Origin of the sequence: Anaeromyxobacter sp. Red801 (assembly GCF_049201065.2) — a bacterium.
GTDB lineage: Bacteria > Myxococcota > Myxococcia > Myxococcales > Anaeromyxobacteraceae > Anaeromyxobacter.
The window spans coordinates 2,687,416-2,707,466 of sequence record NZ_CM181236.1; the positions used below are offsets into that span (position 1 = coordinate 2,687,416).

Here is a 20,051-nt window from a genome sequence, read left to right on the forward strand (position 1 = left end):
GCGGACACACGCCGTGGCGCACACTTACAGCGAAGCCCACAGCGCACGCGCGTCCCGCGCCAGCGGGACATCGGTGTCGGCGTTGGCCACGATCCCGAGCAGGCGATTCACGGTCGCGCGGGCCGCGGCACGATCGCCCATGTTCAGCTGGGCGCGCGCCATGATGTAGAGGGTGCGCGGATATGCGAACGTCCGCCAGGAGCCGCGTGGCGGCAGCCGCAAGAACCGCTGCGCGGCCGCGACCGCCTCTCGATCGTCGCCGATGGCCGCGCTCACCTCCGCAGCCAGGTAAGCGGGAGCGAGCCCCTCCACCGGCCATGCATCTCGCGCCTCCGCCGCGGCGAGCCGGGCGAGCGCTCCGACTGCGTCACCCGCCTGCCAAAGCTCGAGCGCGGTCAGCTCCTCCGCCGCCACCGATCCCGGGGGAAGCGCCCGCGCGAGCTCGCGGGCGTGCGGAAGATCACCGAGCAAAGCCAGCGGCACCGCGAGATCTGCAGCGTACGCCGGATTCACCGCAGCCGCCCGGGCCGCGTATGGCCAGACGCGCGCAGGGTTCCACCCGATCATCGCGAGGAGCGCAGCGGTGTAATGGCGCGACTGACTTCGTGCGTCGGAGCGCTGGAGATAGTTCCTCGAACTCTCCAGTAGCGCCTCCCGGACCCGCCCTTGCGTCGCAAGCGCATGCGCGCGTCTCCGACCGGCGTCTTCCACCGGTAGGCGCCGGGCGATCGAGCCCATCTCGCGAACGTCGCCGGCCCCGCTCGCCGCGTACCAGACGAGTGATGCTTGCGCGTCACCGTGGTGTTCAAGCGCGCGACGCGCTTCCGCGAGGGCAGCGTCCGGCTCACCCAACCACAGGTGGATGTCCACCAGGGACGCGCTGCGCCCCGGCGAGTCCGCCCGCGCGGAAACCCGGTCGCGCAGGGCGCGCAGCTCACTCCAGCGGCCGAGTCGCCCGAGCGCCTCGGTGAGCGTGGCCACGGGATCCGGCCGATCTGGCGCGAGCGCGACAACCTTCTCGTAGTAGGGTACGCAGTCCGCCCATTTGCCCTGGCGCCACAGTACCTCGCCCCCGCCCTCCAGCGCCTCGAGGTCGTCGGCGGCGTCCACCAGGATGGCGTCGTAGAGCTGGCGCGCATCTTCGAGCTTCCCGCCGATGCGCGCGGCCAGCGCCTGGATCAGCAGGCGCTCCCGTTCCGTGACGCGAGTGGCGCCTCGGAGCGCAGCCTCGACGTGCCGCGACCCCACCTCGCTCTTCGTGCCCAGTAGCGACCGCGCTGCCGCCAGCCGGTAGTGCGCCAGCGGGAACGCGGGATCGATCGCGAGCGCCCGCTCGAAGGCGGAGGCGCAGCCCTCTACGGCTGGCTCGGTCGACTCCGCCCTCTCCAGACAATCCACCCCCGCGTAGTACCAGCGCGCCGCCTCCGGGCTCGCGGTCACGGCCTCGGCGACCGGGCGCCGCACGCGGCGGTCGGCGCGGCGCTCCTTGGCCTCGCGCCGGATCCGCTCGGCGAGCTCGTCCACACCGTCCGACATGCCCGAGGCGCTCCACAGGTCCACGCTCGCCTCGAACAGCTCCTTGCCGGTCTCGGACTCGATCGCCCGCACCGCCAGCACCGGGCCGTGCTCGCCGCGCTCCGCCGACGGCAGGATCACCAGGCCCGCGCCGGCGATCCGCGCCAGGTTGCGGGCGCGCTCCGCGTCGAGCCGCCCAGGCTCGCCCATGCCGGCCTCGCGCGACACCGCCGCGAGGCGCGCCGGCGCGACCAGCCGCACGCGCTTCGAGGGCTCGAGCGCCGCGGCGAGCAGGCCGGGGACGGCGTCGAGCGTGGGATCCTCGGCGCGGTTCTCCATGGCGGCGAGCACCGCCTTCACCTGCTCGCCGGGCGGCGGCTCGCGGTCGAGCGCGAGCCACGCCGAGAGCACCACCGCGGTGATCGCCACCGTGCCGGTGGCGTAGAGGAGGCCGCGGCGGGCGCGGCCGGCGTGCGCCTGCTGGATGGCGAGCAGCGCGTCGCGGGCCTCGCGGGCGCTGGCCGGGCGCCTCGCGGGATCGCGATCGAGCAGCCGCCGCACCAGGGCCCGGAGCGCCCTCGGCGCGGCCCGGCGCGGCAGGGCCGGCGTCGGGCCGGGCTCCTGCGCCTCGCTCCAGTCCTTGTCCACCCGGTACGGCAGCGCGCCGGCGAGGCACTGGTGCAGGATGACGCCGAGCGCGAACAGGTCCACCCGCGCGTCGCCGCCCTCCCCCTCCCACTGCTCCGGCGCCATGTACGCGGGCGTGCCGCCGTCGCCGATGCCGCCGCGGCCGAACAGGTGCGCGAACCCGAAGTCGAGCACCTTCACCTCGCCGTCGTCGGCGAGGTGCACGTTGCCGGGCTTGAGGTCGCGGTGGACCACGCCGGCCGCGTGCGCGTGGACGAGCGCCCGGGTGATGGCGATGCCGAGGCCGACCACCTGGTCGAACGTCAGCGTCTTCTCGCGCTCCAGCCGCCGCGCCAGCGAGTCGCCGCGGAGCAGCTCGAACACCAGGTACGGGCCCTCCGGCGCCTGCCCGAAGTCGTGCAGCGTGACGATGTTCGGGTGGTTGAGCCGGGCCACCGCCTCGGCCTCGCGCTGCATCCACTCGCGGCCGCGGGTCGCGATGCGCGTGCCGGGGCGCACCACCTTCACCGCCACCGTCCGGCCCAGGTCGCCGTCCTCGGCCTCGTACACCACCCCGAAGCCGCCGCGGCCCAGCTCGCGCACCAGCCGGAAGCGCCCGATGGTCGCGCCGGGCCGGAGCACCGGGGACCAGGCGTCGCCCAGCGACACCTCGTTCACGTGCACCATCTCGGCCAGCAGCCGCGTGAGCTGGACCGAGCGGTGCGCGTCGGCCGACTCGGCGCGTGGCGAGTCCTGGCTGGGCGGCTCTGCGGACGCGGCGGGTCTGGAGGGCGGCGACACGGGAGGCCTCGGGCTCAGCCCCGGGTTCTACCAGATGCCCGGACAGGACGTCGCGTGGGGGCCCGGCCGGGAGCGGGCCCGGAGGCGGCGGTATCGCCCGGCCGCCTACTCGTAGACCTCCGCCTGCCGGAGCGCGGCGTGGCCGTCCTCGCCCCCGACCACGAGCACGCGCCCGTCGGGCAGCGGCGTGGCGGAGTGGAGGGCGCGCGCGGCGCCGAGTCGGGCCGGCCCCGGGGTGAACGCCCGGGTCGCCGGGTCCCACAGCTCCACCGTGTCGAGCCGCGTGCCGTCGGCGTCGGTGCCGCCCGCCACCAGCACCCGCCCGTCGGCGAGCAGCGTGGCGGTGTGGTCCGCCCGCGGGGTCGTAAGCGCGCCGGCCGGCGTGAACGCGCCGGTGTCCGGGTCCCACAGCTCGGCCTCGGCCACGTAGGTCCACGCCGCGTCGAGCCCGCCCACCACCAGCACGCGCCCGTCGGCGAGCCGCACCGCCGCGTGGCCGCCGCGGGGGTGCGCGAGCGACCCGGTGTACGCGAACGTCTCGGTGGCCGGGTCGAACAGCTCGGCCTCGACCGCGTCGCCGCCGGAGAAGCTGTTGAGCCCGCCGGCCACCAGCACCCGCCCGCCGGCGAGCGCGGTGGCGGTGTGGAAGGCGCGCGGCTGGACCATGGGCGTGCCCGCGGGCGCGCGGCTCTCGCCGGTGACCGGGTCGAGCAGCTCCTCGGTCGCGACCGAGCCCGGCGCCCTGCCCAGCCACGCGCCGCCCGTGACGAGCACGCGGCCGTCGCCGAGCAGCGCGAGCGCGTGGCCCGCGCGCGCCTGCGCCAGGGCGCCCGGCTCGCTCCAGCGCCCGTCCGCCGGATCCCAGACGGCGACCAGATCCTCGCGGTCGCGAAAGTTGCTCTGCCCGCCCGCCAGCAGCACCCGACCGTCCGGCAGCCGCAGCGCGACCGAGGCGGCCAGGCCCAGGCGCAGCTCGCCGGTCGCGGCCGAGGTCCCGGTGGCCGCGTCGTACACCTCCGCGGTCCAGCTGAAGGTGGAGATGTTCGCCGAGCCGGTGGCGAGGAGCACGCGCCCGTCCCCCAGGCCCACCGCGACGTGCTGCGCGCGGGCGCTCCGCGGCGGCCCGAGCGCGCGGACCGCGTCGCGGTAGGCGAACGGGACCTGCACCACCGCCTCGGCGCGCTCGGCGCCGTCCTCGACGATGAGCCGGTAGGTGCGCCCTTCCACCGCGGGGCCGACCGCGTAGCGGCCGCCGCTCGCCACCGGGCCGACGTCCGGCTCGATGCGCCCGGCGCCGCGCGCGAACGCCGGGACCAGCGTCACCGCCGCCCCGGGCGCGAACGCGGGCGGGTCGGCGGCGAGCGCCGCGGCGAGCGGGCGCGGGTCGGCGCCGGAGGAGCCGCCGGAGCAGGCGGCGAGCGGGGCCGCGGCGGCGCAGAGGGCGGCGACCATCACGGAGAGTGCGTGGCTGGAGCGCATGCGGGCGGCACGTGTACACCGGCGCGCGCCCGAAACGCACGCGCGCGGGCGGGTGCCGTCGGGGTGGCGCTTCCGGGCCACCCCGCGCGTCGTCCCCCCGCGGCCATCCCCCCGGGATCCTCCCCCGTTCCCCCCGGACAACGAACCGCAACGCCGGCCCGCCGGGGCGGGCTTAGGAGTGAAGAGGGGACGCGGATGTTCGACACGATCCTGAACCGGCGAGGCGCCGAACCGAGGGGGCAACGCAGCGCGCTGGACGCGGCGCAGGCGCGTCCGGCGGAAGGCGCGGCGCGGGGTGATCAAGCACCCTCCGTGAATCCAGGCACCGCGGACGGCCGGCCCACGCCGGTCGAGGTGCACGATCCGGAGCGCGCCCGGCGGCTGTTCGGCGACCTCGTCCCGCTGCCGCCCGGCGCGGCGGAGCCCCCGCCCCCGGACCTGAGCGCGCTGCTCTCCATCCTGTCCTTCCCGCCGCCGGATCCGGACCACCCGCTGTTCGAGCGGCTGGCGGGCCCGGGGACCTCGCCAGCCCCCCGTCGCGAGCGCCCAGAGGAACGCGCCGCGCGCCCGGCGATCGCGCCGGTGCCGGGCGTGGCCCCGCCGTCGTTCGCGTCGCTGCTCCGCCACGACCGCGCGGCGCGCGCCGGCCGCCGGGCGGCCTGGACCGGGCTCGGCGCGGGCGTGCAGGCGTGCCTCGTCGGCGCCGCGGTGGTCCTCGCCTCGACGGTGGCGGCGCCGGAGCGCGAGGAGATCGAGATGATCGTGCCGGTGCACCTGCCGGCGGCGGCGCCGCGCAAGGCGCCGGGGCCGCCCGGGCTTCCGGGGATGCCGGCGGCGCCCGCCCCGCGGCGCAGGGCGCCCGCGCCCGGGGCCCGCCCGCGCGCCACCATCCCGCCGCCGCCCCCGACCGCGCTGCTCCAGCCGCGCGAGCTGAAGAAGGCCATGCGCGTGCCGGATCCGGACGAGCCCATCGAGGCGCTGCCGGAGGGCGCGGACGAGGGCGAGTACGCGCCCGGCGAGGTCGAGGGCGGCGTCATCGGCGGCGTGGTGGGCGGCGGCGGGGGCGGCGCCTGGGGAGGCGGCGCGGCCGTGGCGGGGACCGCCGCCGGCGCGCAGCCGCAGGAGATCGAGGACGCGCCGCAGTACATGACCGCGGGCTTCCGCAAGCCGGTCGAGCTGGACCCGGGCTGCGTGCGGCGGGCCATCCGGCTGCCGCGCGAGCTGACCGGGTTCACCTCCGGGCCCATCACGGTGCGCGTGGCAGTGGGCGGCGACGGGCGCATCGGGCAGGTGGAGCTGCTCTCGAGCGTGCCCGACCTCCGCATCGCGCACGCGATCGAGGCCGCGGTGCGGGGCTGCGCCTGGCGCGGCGGCGCCGACGCGACCGGCCGGCCGGTGGCGATCTGGGTGGTGATGCCGATCCGCTTCGAGGGCGTGTAGCGACAGGCGAGGGCCCGCTCAGCCCGCCAGCCGGGCCCCGGCGCCCCCGATGCGCACCACCATCCAGCGCTGCTCGCCGAACGCGGCGGCGCTGCGCACGATCACGTCCTCGCCCGCGCCGCGCGAGCCGAGGCGCGCCTCGCTCATCACGTAGCCGGCCACGCCGCCGGCGTCGGCGTAGGTCACGCAGGCGAGGTCCTCGAAGCCGCGCTCCACCGCCTCGATGCGGAGCGCGCGGCCGCGGAGCGGCGCCGGGAGCGGGACGCACCAGGCGTCCGGCGGGAGCCGGAGGACCCGACCGTCGTCGAGGCTGCACACCGCGATGCCGTGGAGCGCCATGCGACACCTCCCGTGCGTGCGAGGCCCGACGCTACGCTGCGTCCGTGCCCGCCACCACTCCACGAACCGCGGGACGCGTGCGCTGGCCACATTCACACACGGGAAACGGGGCGGATCGTGGCGCCGCTCCACGCCCGGACCGCCCCGCTGCGCGCGGCCGCCGCACGTGATACACCAGGAGTGATGCAGACGCACCCACCTCCGCGCCTCTACGCGCAGGTCGCCACCGCCGCGCCGGTGGCGCTGGTGTTCCGCCGCGGGCCCGGCGGCTGGTGGCACCTGCTGCGCTGGCACCTGGAGCAGGACGCGCTCGAGCCGGGCGCGTGGTTCCGCGGGACGCTCTACCCGCGCCGCTGCGATCTCTCGCCGGACGGCGCGCTGCTCGCCGCGTTCGCCGGCTCGCCGACCTCGGCGGAGTTCCTCGGCGAGCACCCGTGGACCGCGTACCTGCTCGTCTCGAAGGCGCCCTGGCTGTTCGCGCTCGCCGCGTGGCACGAGGGCGGCACCTGGAGCCGCGGGCACCACTTCGCCGCCGCGGGCGAGGCGGGCGCGGTCGCGCCGGCGGATGCGGGCGACGCCTCGCCGCTCCGCGCGCGCGGCGGCCTCGCGCCGACGCCCGTCGTGCAGTACGCGGCCGAGCGCCGGCGCGGCTGGGAGGACGACCCGCGCGGCGAGCCGCGGGATCCGCGCCGCGATCCCTGGGACGAGCGGCGCCAAGCACGCTTGGTGAAGCCGCGCCCCGGCGGCGGCGCGCGGCTCGTGCTCGAGGACCAGGGGCTCGACCTGCGGGCGCCGCGCATCGAGGGGCGCAGCCCGGCCTACGCCGTCGAGCTGGGCCGGCGCACGGTCGCGCTGCCGGAGGCGGCCTGGGCCGACTGGGACGCGCGCGGGCGGCTGCTCGTCGCCACCCGCGACGCGCGGCTCGAGCTGCGCGACGGGCGCGCCGCGGGGCTCGCCCTCCGCGGCGCGCACGACCTCTCCGCCCTCCGCCCCGATCCGCGGCCGGCGCCGGGCTGGGCCCGGCGCTGGTGAGGGCTCAGCGGATCCAGTGCACCGCGTCCAGCTCCGCGTACGCGGGGATCCACTCGTACGCGATCCACGCGTCGGCGGCGCTCGCCGAGAGCAGCGCCGCGGTGCCGAGCGCGTCGTAGAAGTCCCAGTGGTAGAGCACCGGGATCCCGCCCGCCGGGGAGAGGCCGAGCTCCGTCCCGACCCAGCCCACCCGGATCGCGGGCCCCGGCTCGCCCCACGGCACCGGGTAGAGCTGCGCGTCGCCCCAGTCGATCGCGAAGCCGTCGCCGACCGGCACCGCGAGCGTCTCCGTCTCGTAGTCGAGCGGGCCGGCGAGCCGCACCGCGGCGCGCTCGGCCAGCGCACCCGGCGCCAGGCGGACCGCCGCGAGGTCGTAGGAGCCGTACGGCTGCCCCATGCGGCGCCAGGTGAGCAGGCACGCGGCGTCACCGCAGGCGAGGTCGCCCGGGTACTTGAAGTCCTGATCCGCGACCAGCCGGACCGGCGCCGCGTCGAGCGCCGCGCCCGCGGCGCTCACCCGCACGCCCACCACCTCGGTCCCGGAGGTCGGGCCGCGGCCCCAGATCACCACGTGCTCGGTCCCGCGACCGGCGGCCTGGAGGAACTGCACCGGCCCGGCGCCGAGGAAGATCGGCGCGCCCACCGCGCCGTCCGCGCCGACCGTGGCCGCGTACACCCCGGACGTCGGATCGTCGCAGCCCCAGGCGACCAGGGAGCCGTCGCCGGCGCGCGACGCCGCCACCGCGTAGCCCGTCCAGCGCGCGCACTGCGCCACCAGGATCCCGGAGGGCCCGTCCAGCGCGGCGCCGTCCGCGGTGACCCGCGCGGCGCAGATCTCGGCGGTGCTCGGCGCCTGGTCCGGCACCGCCGCGAAGGCGACCAGGTGCCGGTCCGGCCCCGGCGCGACCTGCGTGGCCATGTGCCAGGGCAGGTTCGCGTCGGCCGGCCACTGCGGGACCACCTCGAACGGCGCGCCGGCCGCGCCGCCGTCCACGAAGCGGCCCACCAGCCGCACCGGGCCGTCGCGCCAGGCGATCTCCAGCACCATCGCGCGGGAGGAGCCGCCGCGGGCGGGGACCACGCGCCACGGGGTCACGTACGGATCCGAGCTGGGCGGCGGGACCACGAGCCGGGTCAGCTCGGCGAGGCCGCCCCCGCCGGCCGGGCCGGACCAGCCCACCAGCTCGTAGACGGTGGTGGCGGACAGCTCGCCGCCGTCGCTCCGGCGCACGATGCCGACGCCGCGGGCGTACCAGGTCTCCTGCCAGGCGGTGGCGGTGACGACGGGCGGATATCCCGGATCCGTCACGTGCAGCGTGAGCGTCAGCGTGAGCCGGACGTGCGCGACGCCCGCGAACGTCCCCGCCGGCACGGTCACGTCCTCGAGCCCGAGCACCTGGCCGTGCAGCTCGAGGTCGAGCGTCTCGTGCTTCCCGTCGCCGCCCAGGTCCTCGCCGTAGTCGAGCCCGGCGCAGCGCTCCGACCACGTTCCACCCACGGTGATGGGGAAGCGGAGGTCGTAGGTGGACGGCGTCGGATCCGACGCGGTCCCGTCGCCCAGCTCGACCAGGCCGGCCGGCGCGGAGGCGAGGAGCGCGGTCGCGCCCGGGAGCTCGGCGCCGGTGGTCGGGTCCAGCTCGCGCAGCTCCATCGCCGCGAACCCGCGGTAGCTGCGCGTCCCGCCGACCTCGATGCGCAGGTCCGCGGGGCGGGTGACGGGCTGCCCGGCGATCCGGTAGCTCCAGCCCCATCCCGGCGCGAGCGGGAACCAGCCCTCCACGTCCCCTGGCCCGGCCGCCCCCGGATCCGGCGCTCCCTCGCACACCGCCGGCGCCGGCCCGTCGCCCCCTCCGCCGCTGCAGCCGCTGCCGCCCCAGGCGGCGAGCGCGAGCAGCACCCCAGCCGCGAGCCCGATCGGACGCGTCCGCATGGTCGCCCTCCCCCCCCGCGGCGCGCTCCCCCGCGCGCGCCGCTGCATCCGAGTGTCCGCCGATCGAGCGGGGGTCACAACGGCGCTCCGCGTCGCGGGCCTGCCGCGGTGCGGCACGGCTGCGCGTCGGTGCGCACCGTCCTCTCGGGGTCCAAGGGTTCGTTTGAATCCGGGCCCCCTCCCCAGTAGGAGTAGCGCGCAACCAACGCCCAGGGACCGACATGGACAAGCTCCCCGACCTCGATCCGCAGGAGACGCGCGAGTGGCTGGACGCCCTCGAGGGCGTGCTCCAGCGCGAGGGCACGGACCGCGCCCACTTCCTCATCGAGCAGCTGATCGACCGCGCCCGCCGCTCCGGCGCGTACCTGCCCTTCTCCGCCAACACGGCGTACGTGAACACCATCCCGGTGGAGAAGCAGCCCCGCTACCCGGGCGACTTCGCCATCGAGCAGACCATCCGCCACTACATCCGCTGGAACGCGATGGCGATGGTGGTGCGGGCGAACAAGCACACCAACGTCGGCGGCCACATCGCCAGCTTCGCCTCGGCCGCGACGCTCTACGACGTCGGCTACAACCACTTCTGGCGCGCCTGGACCCCGGAGCGCGGCGGCGACCTCGTCTACATCCAGGGCCACTCCGCGCCGGGCATCTACTCGCGCGCGTTCCTGCTCGGCCTGCTCAGCGAGGAGCAGCTCGAGAACTTCCGCCAGGAGGTGGACGGCAAGGGCCTGTCCTCGTACCCGCACCCCTGGCTCATGCCGGACTTCTGGCAGTTCCCCACCGTGTCGATGGGCCTCGGGCCGCACATGGCCATCTACCAGGCCCGCTTCATGCGGTACCTGCACGACCGCGGCATCGCCGACACCGCCGACCGCAAGGTCTGGGCGTTCTGCGGCGACGGCGAGATGGACGAGCCGGAGGCCATGGGCGCCATCGACCGCGCCGGCCGCGAGAAGCTCGACAACCTCATCTTCGTGGTGAACTGCAACCTGCAGCGGCTCGACGGGCCGGTGCGCGGCAACGGCAAGATCATCCAGGAGCTGGAGAGCACGTTCCGCGGCGCCGGCTGGAACGTCCTCAAGGTGATCTGGGGCCGCCACTGGGATCCGCTGTTCGCGAAGGACTCCGAGGGGATCCTCCGCCGCCGGATGATGGAGGTGGTGGACGGCGAGTACCAGCTCTACAAGTCGCGCAACGGCGCGTTCGTGCGCGAGCACTTCTTCAACTCGCCCGAGCTGAAGGCGATGGTGTCCGAGCTGTCCGACGAGGACGTCTGGCGGCTGAACCGCGGCGGCCACGATCCGTTCAAGGTGTACGCGGCCTACGACGCGGCGGTGAAGCACACCGGCCAGCCCACCGTCATCCTCGCCAAGACCATCAAGGGCTACGGCATGGGCGAGGCCGGCGAGGCCATGAACATCGCCCACCAGCAGAAGAAGATCGCGGTGGACGCCATCCGGCGCTTCCGCGACCGCTTCGACCTGCCGGTGCCGGACGACCAGCTCGAGAAGGTACCGTTCCTGAAGCTGCCGGAGGGCTCGAAGGAGCTCGAGTACCTGAAGGCGCGCCGGCAGGAGCTGGGCGGCGACCGCCCGCGGCGCCGCGCCAAGGCGAAGCCGCTGGAGGTGCCGCCGCTGTCCGCGTTCGACCGGCTGCTGAAGAGCAGCGAGGACCGCGAGCTGTCCACCACCATGGCGCTCGTGCAGATCATGACCATCCTCGCGCGCGACAAGGCCATCGGGAAGCGCGTGGTGCCCATCGTGCCGGACGAGGGGCGCACCTTCGGCATGGAGGGCATGTACCGGCAGCTCGGCATCTGGAGCCACGTCGGCCAGCTCTACACGCCCGAGGACGCCGACAAGCTCGCCTACTACCGCGAGGACAAGCAGGGGCAGGTGCTGCAGGAGGGCATCACCGAGGCGGGCGCGATGTGCGACTGGATCGCCGGGGCGTCGGCCTACGCCACGCACGGCGAGCCGATGATCCCGTTCTACCTGTTCTATTCGATGTTCGGCTTCCAGCGCGTCGGCGACTTCGCCTGGGCGGCCGGCGACATGCGCTGCCGCGGCTTCCTCGTCGGCGGCACCTCCGGGCGCACCACGCTGAACGGCGAGGGGCTCCAGCACGAGGACGGGCACTCGCACGTGCTCTCGTCGGTGATCCCGAACTGCCGCTCGTACGACCCGACGTTCTCGTACGAGGTGGCGGTGATCGTGCACGACGGCCTGCGCCGCATGCTCGCCGAGCAGGAGGACGCGTACTGGTACGTCACCGTCCTCAACGAGAACTACGCGCACCCGGGCATGCCGGAGGGCGTGGAGCAGGACATCGTCAAGGGCATGTACCTGTTCAAGCAGGGCGCGAAGGGGAAGGCGAAGGGGCCGCGGGTCCAGCTCCTCGGCTCCGGCGCCATCCTCCGCGAGGTGATCGCCGCGGCCGACCTGCTGAAGAGCCAGTGGGGCGTGGACGCCGACGTGTGGAGCTGCCCGAGCTTCACCGAGCTGGCGCGCGACGGCATGGCGGTGTCGCGCCACAACCGCCTCCACCCCGAGGACGCGCCGCGCCGCGCGCACGTGGAGACGTGCCTCGGCGGCACGCAGGGGCCGGTCGTCGCCGCGACCGACTACGTCCGCACCTTCGCCGAGCAGATCCGCCCGTGGGTGCCGCGCGCCTACCACGTGCTCGGCACCGACGGCTTCGGCCGCTCCGACACGCGCGAGAAGCTGCGCCGCTTCTTCGAGGTGGACCGCCACCACGTGGCGGTGGCCGCGCTGAAGGCGCTCGCCGACGAGGGCACCGTGCCCGCCGCCAAGGTCGCCGAGGCGATGAAGAAGTACGGCATCGACCCGGCCCGCCCCGCCCCCTGGACCGTCTAGACCGCGAGAACGAGGACATGCGCACGATCGAGGTCAAGGTCCCGAACATCGGCGACTACAAGGACGTCCCGGTCATCGAGGTGCTGGTGAAGCCCGGCGAGCAGGTGGACGCCGAGGCGCCGCTGGTCACGCTCGAGTCGGACAAGGCCACGCTGGACGTGCCCGCCCCCGCGGCCGGCACCGTCCGCGCGGTGAGCGTGAAGGTCGGCGACCGGGTCAGCGAGGGAACGCTGGTCGTCACCCTGGACGCGGCCGACGGGCAGGCGAAGGCGGAGGCCCCGGCCGCGCCCGCGAAGGCGGCCGAGGCAGCGCCGCCGAAGCCCGCCGCCGCGGCGCCCGCGCCGGCTCCCGCGCCCGCAGCCCCGTCCGCCGGGGGAGCGCCGCGCACGATCGAGGTCAAGGTCCCGAACATCGGCGACTTCAAGGACGTCCCGGTCATCGAGGTGCTGGTGAAGGGGCGACCGCGTGGAGGCCGACGCGCCGCTCGCCACGCTCGAGTCGGAGAAGGCCACGCTCGACGTGCCCGCGCCCGCGGCCGGCACCGTCCGCGAGGTGGCGCTGAAGGCCGGCGACAAGGTGAGCGAGGGGTCGCTGGTGGCGATCCTGGACGCGGTCGCGCCCGCCGCCGGGCCCACGGCGGCCGCTGCCGCGCCGCCCGCGCCGACGACGCAGGCCGCACCGCCCGCCGCCCCCGCGGCGAAGGCCGCCGCGCCCGCGCCGGTCCCGGCCCCGCCGCCGGTGCCGTCGGAGGGCGGCGCGCAGGGCCCGGTCCCGCACGCCTCGCCCTCGGTCCGCAAGCTCGCCCGCGAGCTGGGCGTGAACCTCGCCCGCGTGGAGGGCAGCGGCCCGCGCGGCCGCATCCTGCAGGACGACGTGCAGAAGTTCGTGAAGGCCTCGCTCGCCCGGATCGAGGCGGGCGGCGGCGGGGGCGGCGCGCTCGACCTCGCGCCCTGGCCCAAGGTGGACTTCGCCCGCTTCGGCCCGGTGGAGCGCCAGCCGCTCTCGCGCATCCGCAAGCTGTCGCGGACCAACCTGGCGCGGAACTGGGTGATGATCCCGCACGTCACGCAGTTCGACGAGGCGGACATCACCGAGCTGGAGCGCTTCCGGGTCGAGCTGAACCGCGAGCACGAGAAGCAGGGCGTGAAGGTGACGCTGCTCGCCTTCCTGGTGAAGGCCTGCGTCGCCGCCATGAAGCGCTTCCCCGAGCTGAACGCCTCGCTCGACGGCGACGAGCTGGTGCTGAAGCGCTACTTCCACGTCGGCTTCGCCGCCGACACGCCGCAGGGGCTGGTGGTGCCGGTGCTGAAGGACGCCGACCAGAAGGGCGTGTTGCAGCTCGCGAAGGAGCTCGGCGAGCTGGCCGCGAAGGCGCGCGACGGGAAGCTCGCGCCCGCCGACGTGCAGGGCGGCTGCTTCTCCATCTCCAGCCTGGGCGGCATCGGCGGCACCGCCTTCACGCCCATCATCAACGCGCCCGAGGTCGCCATCCTGGGCGTCTCGCGGAGCGCCATGCGCCCGGTGTGGGACGGCGCGCAGTTCCAGCCCCGGCTGATGCTGCCGCTGTCCCTCTCCTACGACCACCGCGTCATCGACGGCGCGCTGGCCGCGCGGATCACGACCTACCTGGCCCAGCTGCTCGGGGACCTGCGGCGGATCGTGCTGTAGGTCCCTCGACTCCGCGCCGCTGCCGCGGCGCTACGCTCGGGATGAGCGGGGGTCGAAGGCCAGGATGAGCGGGAGCCGAAGGGCCGGGATGAGTCGGCCATGAGGACTTCGCTCACCCTGAGCGTCCCTCGACTCCGCGCCGCTGCCGCGGCGCTACGCTCGGGATGAGCGGGGGGTTCGAAGGCCAGGGTGAGCGGGAGTCGAAGGGCCGGGATCAGCGGCCGGAGTCGAAGGCCTTCAGCTTCCGCCAGAGCGTGTTCCGGCCGATGCCGAGCACGCGCGCGGCCTCGGCCTGCGAGCCGCCGCAGCGCTCGAGCACCGCGAGCACGTGCGCCCGCTCCACCTCGGCGAGCGACGCCATCGGGGCCGGCCCGCCCGCGCCGTCGCGCGCCGCGGGGCCGGCCGGCGCGGTCAGCTCCTCCGGCAGGTGCTCGGGCCGGATCTCGGCGCCGCGCGCCACCGCCGCCGCGTAGCGGACCACGTTGCCGAGCTCGCGCACGTTGCCCGGCCAGCGGTAGGCGAGGAGCCGCCGCTCGGCCTCGGGGGAGAACCCCGGCCCGGGCCGCTTCTCCTCGGCGAGGAAGCGGCGCGCCAGCGGCAGCACGTCCTCCGGCCGATCGCGGAGCGGCGGGAGGCGCAGCACCAGCACCTTCAGCCGGTAGTACAGGTCCTCGCGGAACCGCCCCTCCGACACCAGGCGCGCCAGGTCCTGGTGCGTGGCGCACACGAAGCGGACGTCCACGCCGAACGCGCGCGTGTCCCCCACCCTGCGCACCTCGCCGTCCTCCAGCGCCCGCAGCAGCTTCGCCTGGAGCGGCAGCGGCATCTCGCCGATCTCGTCGAGGAAGAGCGTGCCCCCGTGCGCCGCCTCCAGCAGGCCCTGCTTCTCGGCGGTCGCGCCGGTGAACGCGCCCTTCACGTGGCCGAACAGCTCGGACTCGAGCAGCTCGGCCGGCAGCGCGGCCACGTTCACCGCCACGAACGGGCGGGCGCCCCGCGGGCTGCTCGCGTGGAGCGCGCGGGCGACCACCTCCTTGCCCGTCCCGCTCTCGCCCAGGACGACGACCGGCGCGTCGGCGTCGGCGAAGTCGCGCGCCCGGACCAGCACCGCCTGCATGGCCGGGCTCTCCGCGACCACGTGCGTGGTGCGCCGCACGCGCGCGACCACGGTCCCCAGGCCGCAGACCGCGCAGGCATCGCTCATCACCGGAAGGCGTTCCATGGTGTTCCAGGCTGGTGCTTAACCAGGCCCGCCCCCGCGCGCATCCGCGCATTCCGGCCGGAAACCGGGCCTCCCGCGGTCGGCACGGCCCGTGCTCTGGGGTCCCTCCGAGGAGACCCGAACGAACATGCCTGCCATCGACCGCAACGCCACCGTCGCCGAGATCGTCACCGCCCACGCCGTCACCGCCCGCATCTTCCAGAAGCACCGCATCGACTTCTGCTGCCACGGGGACGTGAGCGTCGCCGAGGCCTGCCGCCCGCGCGCGATCGACCCCGAGGCCGTCTTCGCCGAGCTGGACGCCGCGCTCCCGCAGGCGGACGGCGACGACGACCCGCGCGCGCTCTCCACCTTCGCGCTCGTCGCCCGCATCGTGGACCGCCACCACGCCTACCTGCGCCGGACCCTGCCCTTCCTCGAGCCGCTCGCGCACAAGGTCGCGAGCGTGCACGGGGACCACAACCCGCGCCTGTTCGGCGTGCGCGACGCCTTCCTCGAGCTGGCCGGCGCGCTCGAGCCGCACCTCGACCACGAGGAGGCGGTGCTGTTCCCCGCGCTCCTCTCGCCGGCGCCGGACCGCGAGATCCTCCGCAAGGAGCTCGACGGCATGATGAGCGACCACCTCCAGGTCGGCGCGCTGCTGGAGCGCATCCGCTCGCTGTCGGAGGGGTTCGACGTGCCGGAGTGGGGCTGCCGCAGCTACCGCGTCCTCATGAGCGAGCTGGAGACGCTGGAGGCCGACGTGCTCCGCCACGTCCACCTCGAGAACCACGTGCTCATGCCGCGCTTCGCCGGGCGCGCCGCCGCGGAGGCGCGCGGCTGATGGCCCGCCCGACCGACGCCCTGCGCGCCACGCGCGCCGGGATCCGGGCGCGGCTGCAGGAGGTGGCGGAGAAGGCGGGCGCGGTCACCGCCGGCCCGCCGGCGGCGCGCGCCGCCGCCATGCGCGAGGTGGTCGCCGGGCTCGACCGCTGCCTGCGTGGCCACCTGGAGTGGGAGGAGCGGACGCTCCACCCGGTGGTGGACAAGTTCGCCTGCGAGGGGCCGCGCGCGTTCAGCGCCTCGATGCGCTACGAGCACGACATCATCCACCGCTGGATGGCCGAGCTGGCGCGGCGCGCCGGCGACCCCGACGACGCCGCCGGCTTCGTCCGGCACACCGACCGCCTGCTGGGCGTGGTGCTCGCGCACTTCGAGCTGGAGGAAGCGGTGTTCTTCCCCATCCTCGACGAGACCGCGGCCGGACACGCCATCGGCGGTCCGCTGTCGCCCGCGCTCCCCTGAGCCCCGGCGGTCCGCGGCGCGCCCCGTCCGCGACCCATTCGTCGATGCCTCGACGCGGCGCGCGATCCCTGCCGGGCCGCGAGCACGCTCCGTGCGGGTCCACGCATTCACGAAGAGCGCGACCTTCACGGGGCGGCACACCTCGACAGGCCGTATCATCCTGCTTAATGGAGCCTTCCCCGGGGGCGGCGGAGGCGTATGGACGGCGAGACGATCCTGGAGACGCGCGAGCTGGTGAAGGCGTTCCAGGGGTTCGTGGCCGTGAACGGCGTCTCGCTGCGCGTGGCGCGCGGCAGCATCCACGCGCTCATCGGGCCGAACGGCGCCGGCAAGACCACCGTCTTCAACCTGCTCACCCGCTTCCTCCCCGCGACCCGCGGCAGCATCCTGTTCCGCGGCGAGGACATCACCCGCGCCCGCCCCGCCGAGATTGCGCGCCGCGGGCTGGTCCGCTCGTTCCAGGTCTCGGCGGTGTTCCCGGACCTCACCGCGCTCGAGAACGTGCGCGTCGCGCTGCAGCGCGGCCTCGGGACCTCCTTCCACTTCTGGCGGCCGGAGCGCTCGCTCGCGGTCCTCGACGCCCGCGCCCGCGAGCTGCTCGCCGCGGTGGGGCTGGAGGGGCAGGAGCAGGTCACCACCGTCGAGCTGCCCTACGGCCGCAAGCGCGCGCTCGAGATCGCCACCACGCTCGCGCTCGAGCCGGAGGTGATGCTGCTCGACGAGCCGACCCAGGGCATGGGCCACGAGGACGTCGGGCGCGTGGTGGGCCTCATCCGCAAGGTCGCCGAGGGCCGGACGGTGGTGCTCGTCGAGCACAACCTCTCGGTGGTGCGCGACCTCGCCGACCGCGTCACGGTGCTCGCGCGCGGGAGCGTGCTCGCCGAGGGGAGCTACGACGAGGTCTCGCGCGATCCGGCGGTGCTCGAGGCGTACATCGGGGCGTCCCCGTGACCGAGCCCTTCCCCGCGCCCGCGCCCGCCGGCGAGATGCTGCGCGTCTCCGGCCTGCACGCGTTCTACGGCGAGTCGCACGTGCTCCACGGCGTGGACCTCGCGGTGGCCGCCGGCGAGGTGGTGACGCTGCTCGGGCGGAACGGCTCCGGCCGCACCACCACGCTGAAGGCCATCCTCGGCCTCACCGGCCGGCGGAGCGGCTCGGTGGTGGTGAACGGGCGCGAGACCGTCCGCATGCCCACGCACCGGATCGTGCACCTGGGCGTCGGCTACTGCCCGGAGGAGCGCGGCATCTTCTCCCGCCTCACCGCCGAGGAGAACCTCACCCTGCTCCCCGAGGTGCGCAGCGGCGGGATGCCGCTCGAGCGCATCTACGAGATGTTCCCGAACCTGTGGGAGCGCCGCAGGAGCCCCGGGTCGCGCCTCTCCGGCGGCGAGCAGCAGATGCTGGCGCTCGCCCGGATCCTGCGCACCGGCGCGCGCCTGCTGCTGCTCGACGAGATCACCGAGGGGCTCGCCCCGGTGATCGTCCAGGCGCTGGGGCGGGCGGTCCGCGCGCTCAAGGACCACGGGTTCACGCTGGTGCTGGTGGAGCAGAACTTCCGCTTCGTCGCGCCGCTCGCCGACCGGCACCTGCTCGTCGAGCGCGGCCGGGTGGTCGGCGAGGTGGCGCGCGCCGAGCTGGACTCACGGATGGAGTCGCTGCAGCGGTTCCTGGGCGTCTGACGCCCGCACACACGGATGGGAGGAAGCATGCACCGGTTCGCCCTCGCAGCGCTCGTCGCCGGCCTCGCCGCCGGCGCCGCGCCCGCCCCCGCCGCGGAGAAGCTCTCCGACGGCAAGGTCAAGCTCGGCGTCCTCACCGACATGACCGGCTACTACGCCGACCTGGCCGGCCCCGGCTCGGTGCTGGCGGCGCGGATGGCCGTGGAGGACTTCGGCGGCAAGGTCCTCGGCAAGCCCGTCGAGCTCGTCTCCGCCGACCACCAGCTCAAGGCCGACGTCGCCTCCAACATCGCGCGCAAGTGGATCGACGAGGGGCAGGTGGACGCCATCGTGGATCTGGTGTCGTCGTCCACCGCCGGTGCGGTGATGCCGGTTGCGGCGGAGAAGAAGCGCATCACGCTCCTCTCCGGCCCGGGCACCACCGCGTTCACCGGCGAGAAGTGCACCCGCTACAACGTGCACTACACCTACAACAACTGGGCGCTCGCGAACGGCACCGGCCGCGAGGTGGTGAAGCAGGGCGGCGACTCCTGGTTCTTCCTGACCGCCGACTACATCTTCGGCAAGTCGCTCGAGGAGGACACCACCAAGGTGGTGAAGGCGGCCGGCGGCAAGGTGCTCGGCGCCGCGCGCTACCCCTCCCCCGGCACCACCGACTTCTCCAGCTACCTGCTCCAGGCGCAGGGCTCCGGCGCGAAGATCATCGGCCTCGCCAACGCCGGGGCCGACACCGTCAACTCGATCCGCCAGGCCGAGGAGTTCGGGATCACGCCGAAGCAGAGCCTGGCCGGCCTGCTCGTGTTCATCACCGACGTGCACAGCCTCGGCCTCGAGGCGGCCAAGGGCATGTACCTCACCACCGCGTTCTACTGGGACCTGAACGACGAGACGCGCAAGTGGTCGCGGCGCTTCTTCCAGAAGCACGGGAAGATGCCGACCATGGTCCAGGCCGGCGTGTACTCGTCGGTGATGCACTACCTGAAGGCGGTGCAGGCGGCCGGCACCGACGACGCCGACGCGGTGATGGCGAAGATGCGCGAGACGCCGGTGAACGACTTCTTCGCGAAGAACGCGCGCATCGGGCCCGACGGCCTGCTGCGCCACGACATGTACCTCGCCCGCGTGAAGGCGCCCAAGGACTCGAAGCAGCCCTGGGACTACTACCAGATCGTGAAGACCATCCCGGCCGCCGAGGCGTTCCCCTCGGTCGAGGCCCAGGCCTGCCCGCTGGCGAAGAGGTAGCCCGGCCCGCCCGCCCCCGCGCCCCGGGGGCGGGCCCGCTCCGCCATGACCCAGGCGCTCTTCGGCCAGCTGTTCCTCGGCCTCATCAACGGCTCGTTCTACGCGCTCCTCTCGCTGGGCCTCGCGGTCATCTTCGGCCTGCTCGACGTGGTGAACTTCGCCCACGGCGCGCAGTACATGATGGGCGCCTTCGCGGCGTGGATGGCGCTCACCTACCTGGACATCCCGTACGGCTGGGCGCTCCTGCTCGCGCCGCTCGCGGTCGGCCTCGTCGGCATGGTGGTGGAGCGCACGCTCCTGCGCCGCCTGCAGGGGCTCGATCCGCTCTACGGCCTCCTGCTCACCTTCGGCCTCACGCTCATCGCCGAGGGGCTGTTCCACCACGCCTACGGCAACTCCGGCTTCGCCTACCCGGTGCCGGGCTGGCTGCGCGGCGGCGTGAACCTCGGCTTCATGTTCCTGCCGCTGTACCGCGCCTGGGCGGTGGGGCTGTCGCTGGCGGTGTGCCTCGCCTGCTGGTTCGTGATCGAGCGGACCAAGCTCGGCGCGTACCTGCGCGCCGGCACCGAGAACCCGAGGCTCCTGCAGGCGTTCGGGGTGAACGTGCCGCTCATGTTCACGCTCACCTACGGCTTCGGCGCCGCGCTCGCCGCGTTCGCCGGCGTGGTGGCCGCGCCGGTCTACCAGGTGACGCCGCTCATGGGGTCGAGCGTCATCATGGTGGTGTTCGCGGTGGTGGTGATCGGCGGAATGGGGTCGATCGGCGGCGCCATCGTCACCGGCCTGGGCGTCGGGCTGCTCGAGGGGCTCACGCGCTTCTGGTACCCGCCCGCCTCGAGCGTGGTGGTGTTCGTGGTGATGGCGCTCGTCCTGCTCGTGCGCCCCGCCGGGCTGTTCGGGAGGGAGCGCTAGCC

15 protein-coding genes and 1 pseudogene are annotated in these 20,051 nt (G+C 75.0%); 11 read left to right on the plus strand and 5 right to left on the minus strand.

What is annotated here, in order from left to right; translation table 11 throughout:
• Window positions 1-24: 24 nt before the first annotated feature.
• Together ACOQFB_RS12405 and ACOQFB_RS12410 are read right to left on the minus strand one after the other, a co-directional pair.
• A complete protein-coding gene (locus tag ACOQFB_RS12405) occupies window positions 25-2,943 on the minus strand; it encodes a serine/threonine-protein kinase (protein WP_059436895.1) in 2,919 nt (972 codons plus the stop codon).
• Window positions 2,944-3,048: 105 nt separating this feature from the next.
• Window positions 3,049-4,422 carry a tRNA wybutosine-synthesizing protein 4 beta-propeller domain-containing protein gene (locus tag ACOQFB_RS12410; RefSeq protein ID WP_421609882.1) on the minus strand — a complete coding sequence of 458 codons (1,374 nt, stop codon included), beginning with the start codon at window positions 4,420-4,422 and terminating at the stop codon, window positions 3,049-3,051.
• A 312-nt stretch (window positions 4,423-4,734) separates the two neighbouring features.
• On the opposite strand from ACOQFB_RS12410, the gene ACOQFB_RS12415 reads away from it, so the two are divergent.
• Window positions 4,735-5,862 (plus strand): energy transducer TonB, encoded by a 1,128-nt coding sequence (locus ACOQFB_RS12415; RefSeq protein WP_421609883.1) that lies wholly within the window; start codon window positions 4,735-4,737, stop codon window positions 5,860-5,862.
• Window positions 5,863-5,880: 18 nt separating this feature from the next.
• Here the strand turns inward: ACOQFB_RS12415 and ACOQFB_RS12420 are convergent, their stop codons facing one another.
• On the minus strand, window positions 5,881-6,201 hold the full coding sequence (locus ACOQFB_RS12420; RefSeq protein WP_421609884.1) for a hypothetical protein: 321 nt from the start codon (window positions 6,199-6,201) through the stop codon (window positions 5,881-5,883).
• Between the two features lie 183 nt (window positions 6,202-6,384).
• Between ACOQFB_RS12420 and ACOQFB_RS12425 the strand changes: the two genes are divergently transcribed.
• Window positions 6,385-7,233: a hypothetical protein gene (locus ACOQFB_RS12425; protein WP_421609885.1), complete on the plus strand. Its 849-nt coding sequence runs from the start codon at window positions 6,385-6,387 to the stop codon at window positions 7,231-7,233.
• 4 nt (window positions 7,234-7,237) lie between these two features.
• Here the strand turns inward: ACOQFB_RS12425 and ACOQFB_RS12430 are convergent, their stop codons facing one another.
• Complete coding sequence (locus ACOQFB_RS12430) at window positions 7,238-9,163, minus strand: hypothetical protein (RefSeq protein WP_421609886.1); 1,926 nt, start codon at window positions 9,161-9,163, stop codon at window positions 7,238-7,240.
• 221 nt (window positions 9,164-9,384) lie between these two features.
• Between ACOQFB_RS12430 and aceE the strand changes: the two genes are divergently transcribed.
• The 3 genes and pseudogenes from aceE to aceF all read left to right on the plus strand — a co-directional run bounded on the left by aceE (window position 9,385) and on the right by aceF (window position 13,710).
• On the plus strand, window positions 9,385-12,042 hold the full coding sequence (gene aceE / locus ACOQFB_RS12435) for a pyruvate dehydrogenase (acetyl-transferring), homodimeric type (protein ID WP_421609887.1): 2,658 nt from the start codon (window positions 9,385-9,387) through the stop codon (window positions 12,040-12,042).
• A gap of 17 nt (window positions 12,043-12,059) precedes the next feature.
• Window positions 12,060-12,227 (plus strand): annotated as a pseudogene (locus ACOQFB_RS12440) (biotin/lipoyl-containing protein); the annotation flags it as partial.
• A 280-nt stretch (window positions 12,228-12,507) separates the two neighbouring features.
• On the plus strand, window positions 12,508-13,710 hold the full coding sequence (gene aceF, locus ACOQFB_RS12445) for a dihydrolipoyllysine-residue acetyltransferase (protein WP_494492231.1): 1,203 nt from the start codon (window positions 12,508-12,510) through the stop codon (window positions 13,708-13,710).
• A 214-nt stretch (window positions 13,711-13,924) separates the two neighbouring features.
• Here aceF and ACOQFB_RS12450 read toward each other — a convergent pair whose 3' ends face one another.
• A complete protein-coding gene (locus ACOQFB_RS12450; RefSeq protein WP_421609889.1) occupies window positions 13,925-14,932 on the minus strand; it encodes a sigma-54 interaction domain-containing protein in 1,008 nt (335 codons plus the stop codon).
• A gap of 127 nt (window positions 14,933-15,059) precedes the next feature.
• On the opposite strand from ACOQFB_RS12450, the gene ric reads away from it, so the two are divergent.
• From ric to ACOQFB_RS12480, 6 genes are all read left to right on the plus strand, one after another.
• On the plus strand, window positions 15,060-15,755 hold the full coding sequence (gene ric / locus ACOQFB_RS12455; RefSeq protein ID WP_059438504.1) for an iron-sulfur cluster repair di-iron protein: 696 nt from the start codon (window positions 15,060-15,062) through the stop codon (window positions 15,753-15,755).
• Window positions 15,755-16,216, plus strand: a complete 462-nt coding sequence (locus ACOQFB_RS12460) for a hemerythrin domain-containing protein (protein ID WP_059438505.1) — start codon at window positions 15,755-15,757, stop codon at window positions 16,214-16,216. Before ric ends, ACOQFB_RS12460 begins: the two co-directional genes overlap by 1 nt.
• A 198-nt stretch (window positions 16,217-16,414) precedes the next feature.
• Window positions 16,415-17,167 carry an ABC transporter ATP-binding protein gene (locus ACOQFB_RS12465; protein ID WP_059438506.1) on the plus strand — a complete coding sequence of 251 codons (753 nt, stop codon included), beginning with the start codon at window positions 16,415-16,417 and terminating at the stop codon, window positions 17,165-17,167.
• Window positions 17,164-17,895, plus strand: a complete 732-nt coding sequence (locus tag ACOQFB_RS12470) for an ABC transporter ATP-binding protein (RefSeq protein ID WP_059438507.1) — start codon at window positions 17,164-17,166, stop codon at window positions 17,893-17,895. The genes ACOQFB_RS12465 and ACOQFB_RS12470 overlap by 4 nt, the downstream gene beginning before the upstream one ends.
• 27 nt (window positions 17,896-17,922) lie before the next feature.
• Window positions 17,923-19,137, plus strand: coding sequence for an ABC transporter substrate-binding protein (locus tag ACOQFB_RS12475; RefSeq protein WP_421609890.1), 1,215 nt, complete (start codon window positions 17,923-17,925; stop codon window positions 19,135-19,137).
• A 45-nt stretch (window positions 19,138-19,182) separates the two neighbouring features.
• The gene (locus ACOQFB_RS12480) at window positions 19,183-20,049 is read left to right on the plus strand and encodes a branched-chain amino acid ABC transporter permease (RefSeq protein ID WP_421609891.1); all 867 of its coding nucleotides are present in this window, start codon (window positions 19,183-19,185) and stop codon (window positions 20,047-20,049) included.
• Window positions 20,050-20,051: the final 2 nt, after the last annotated feature.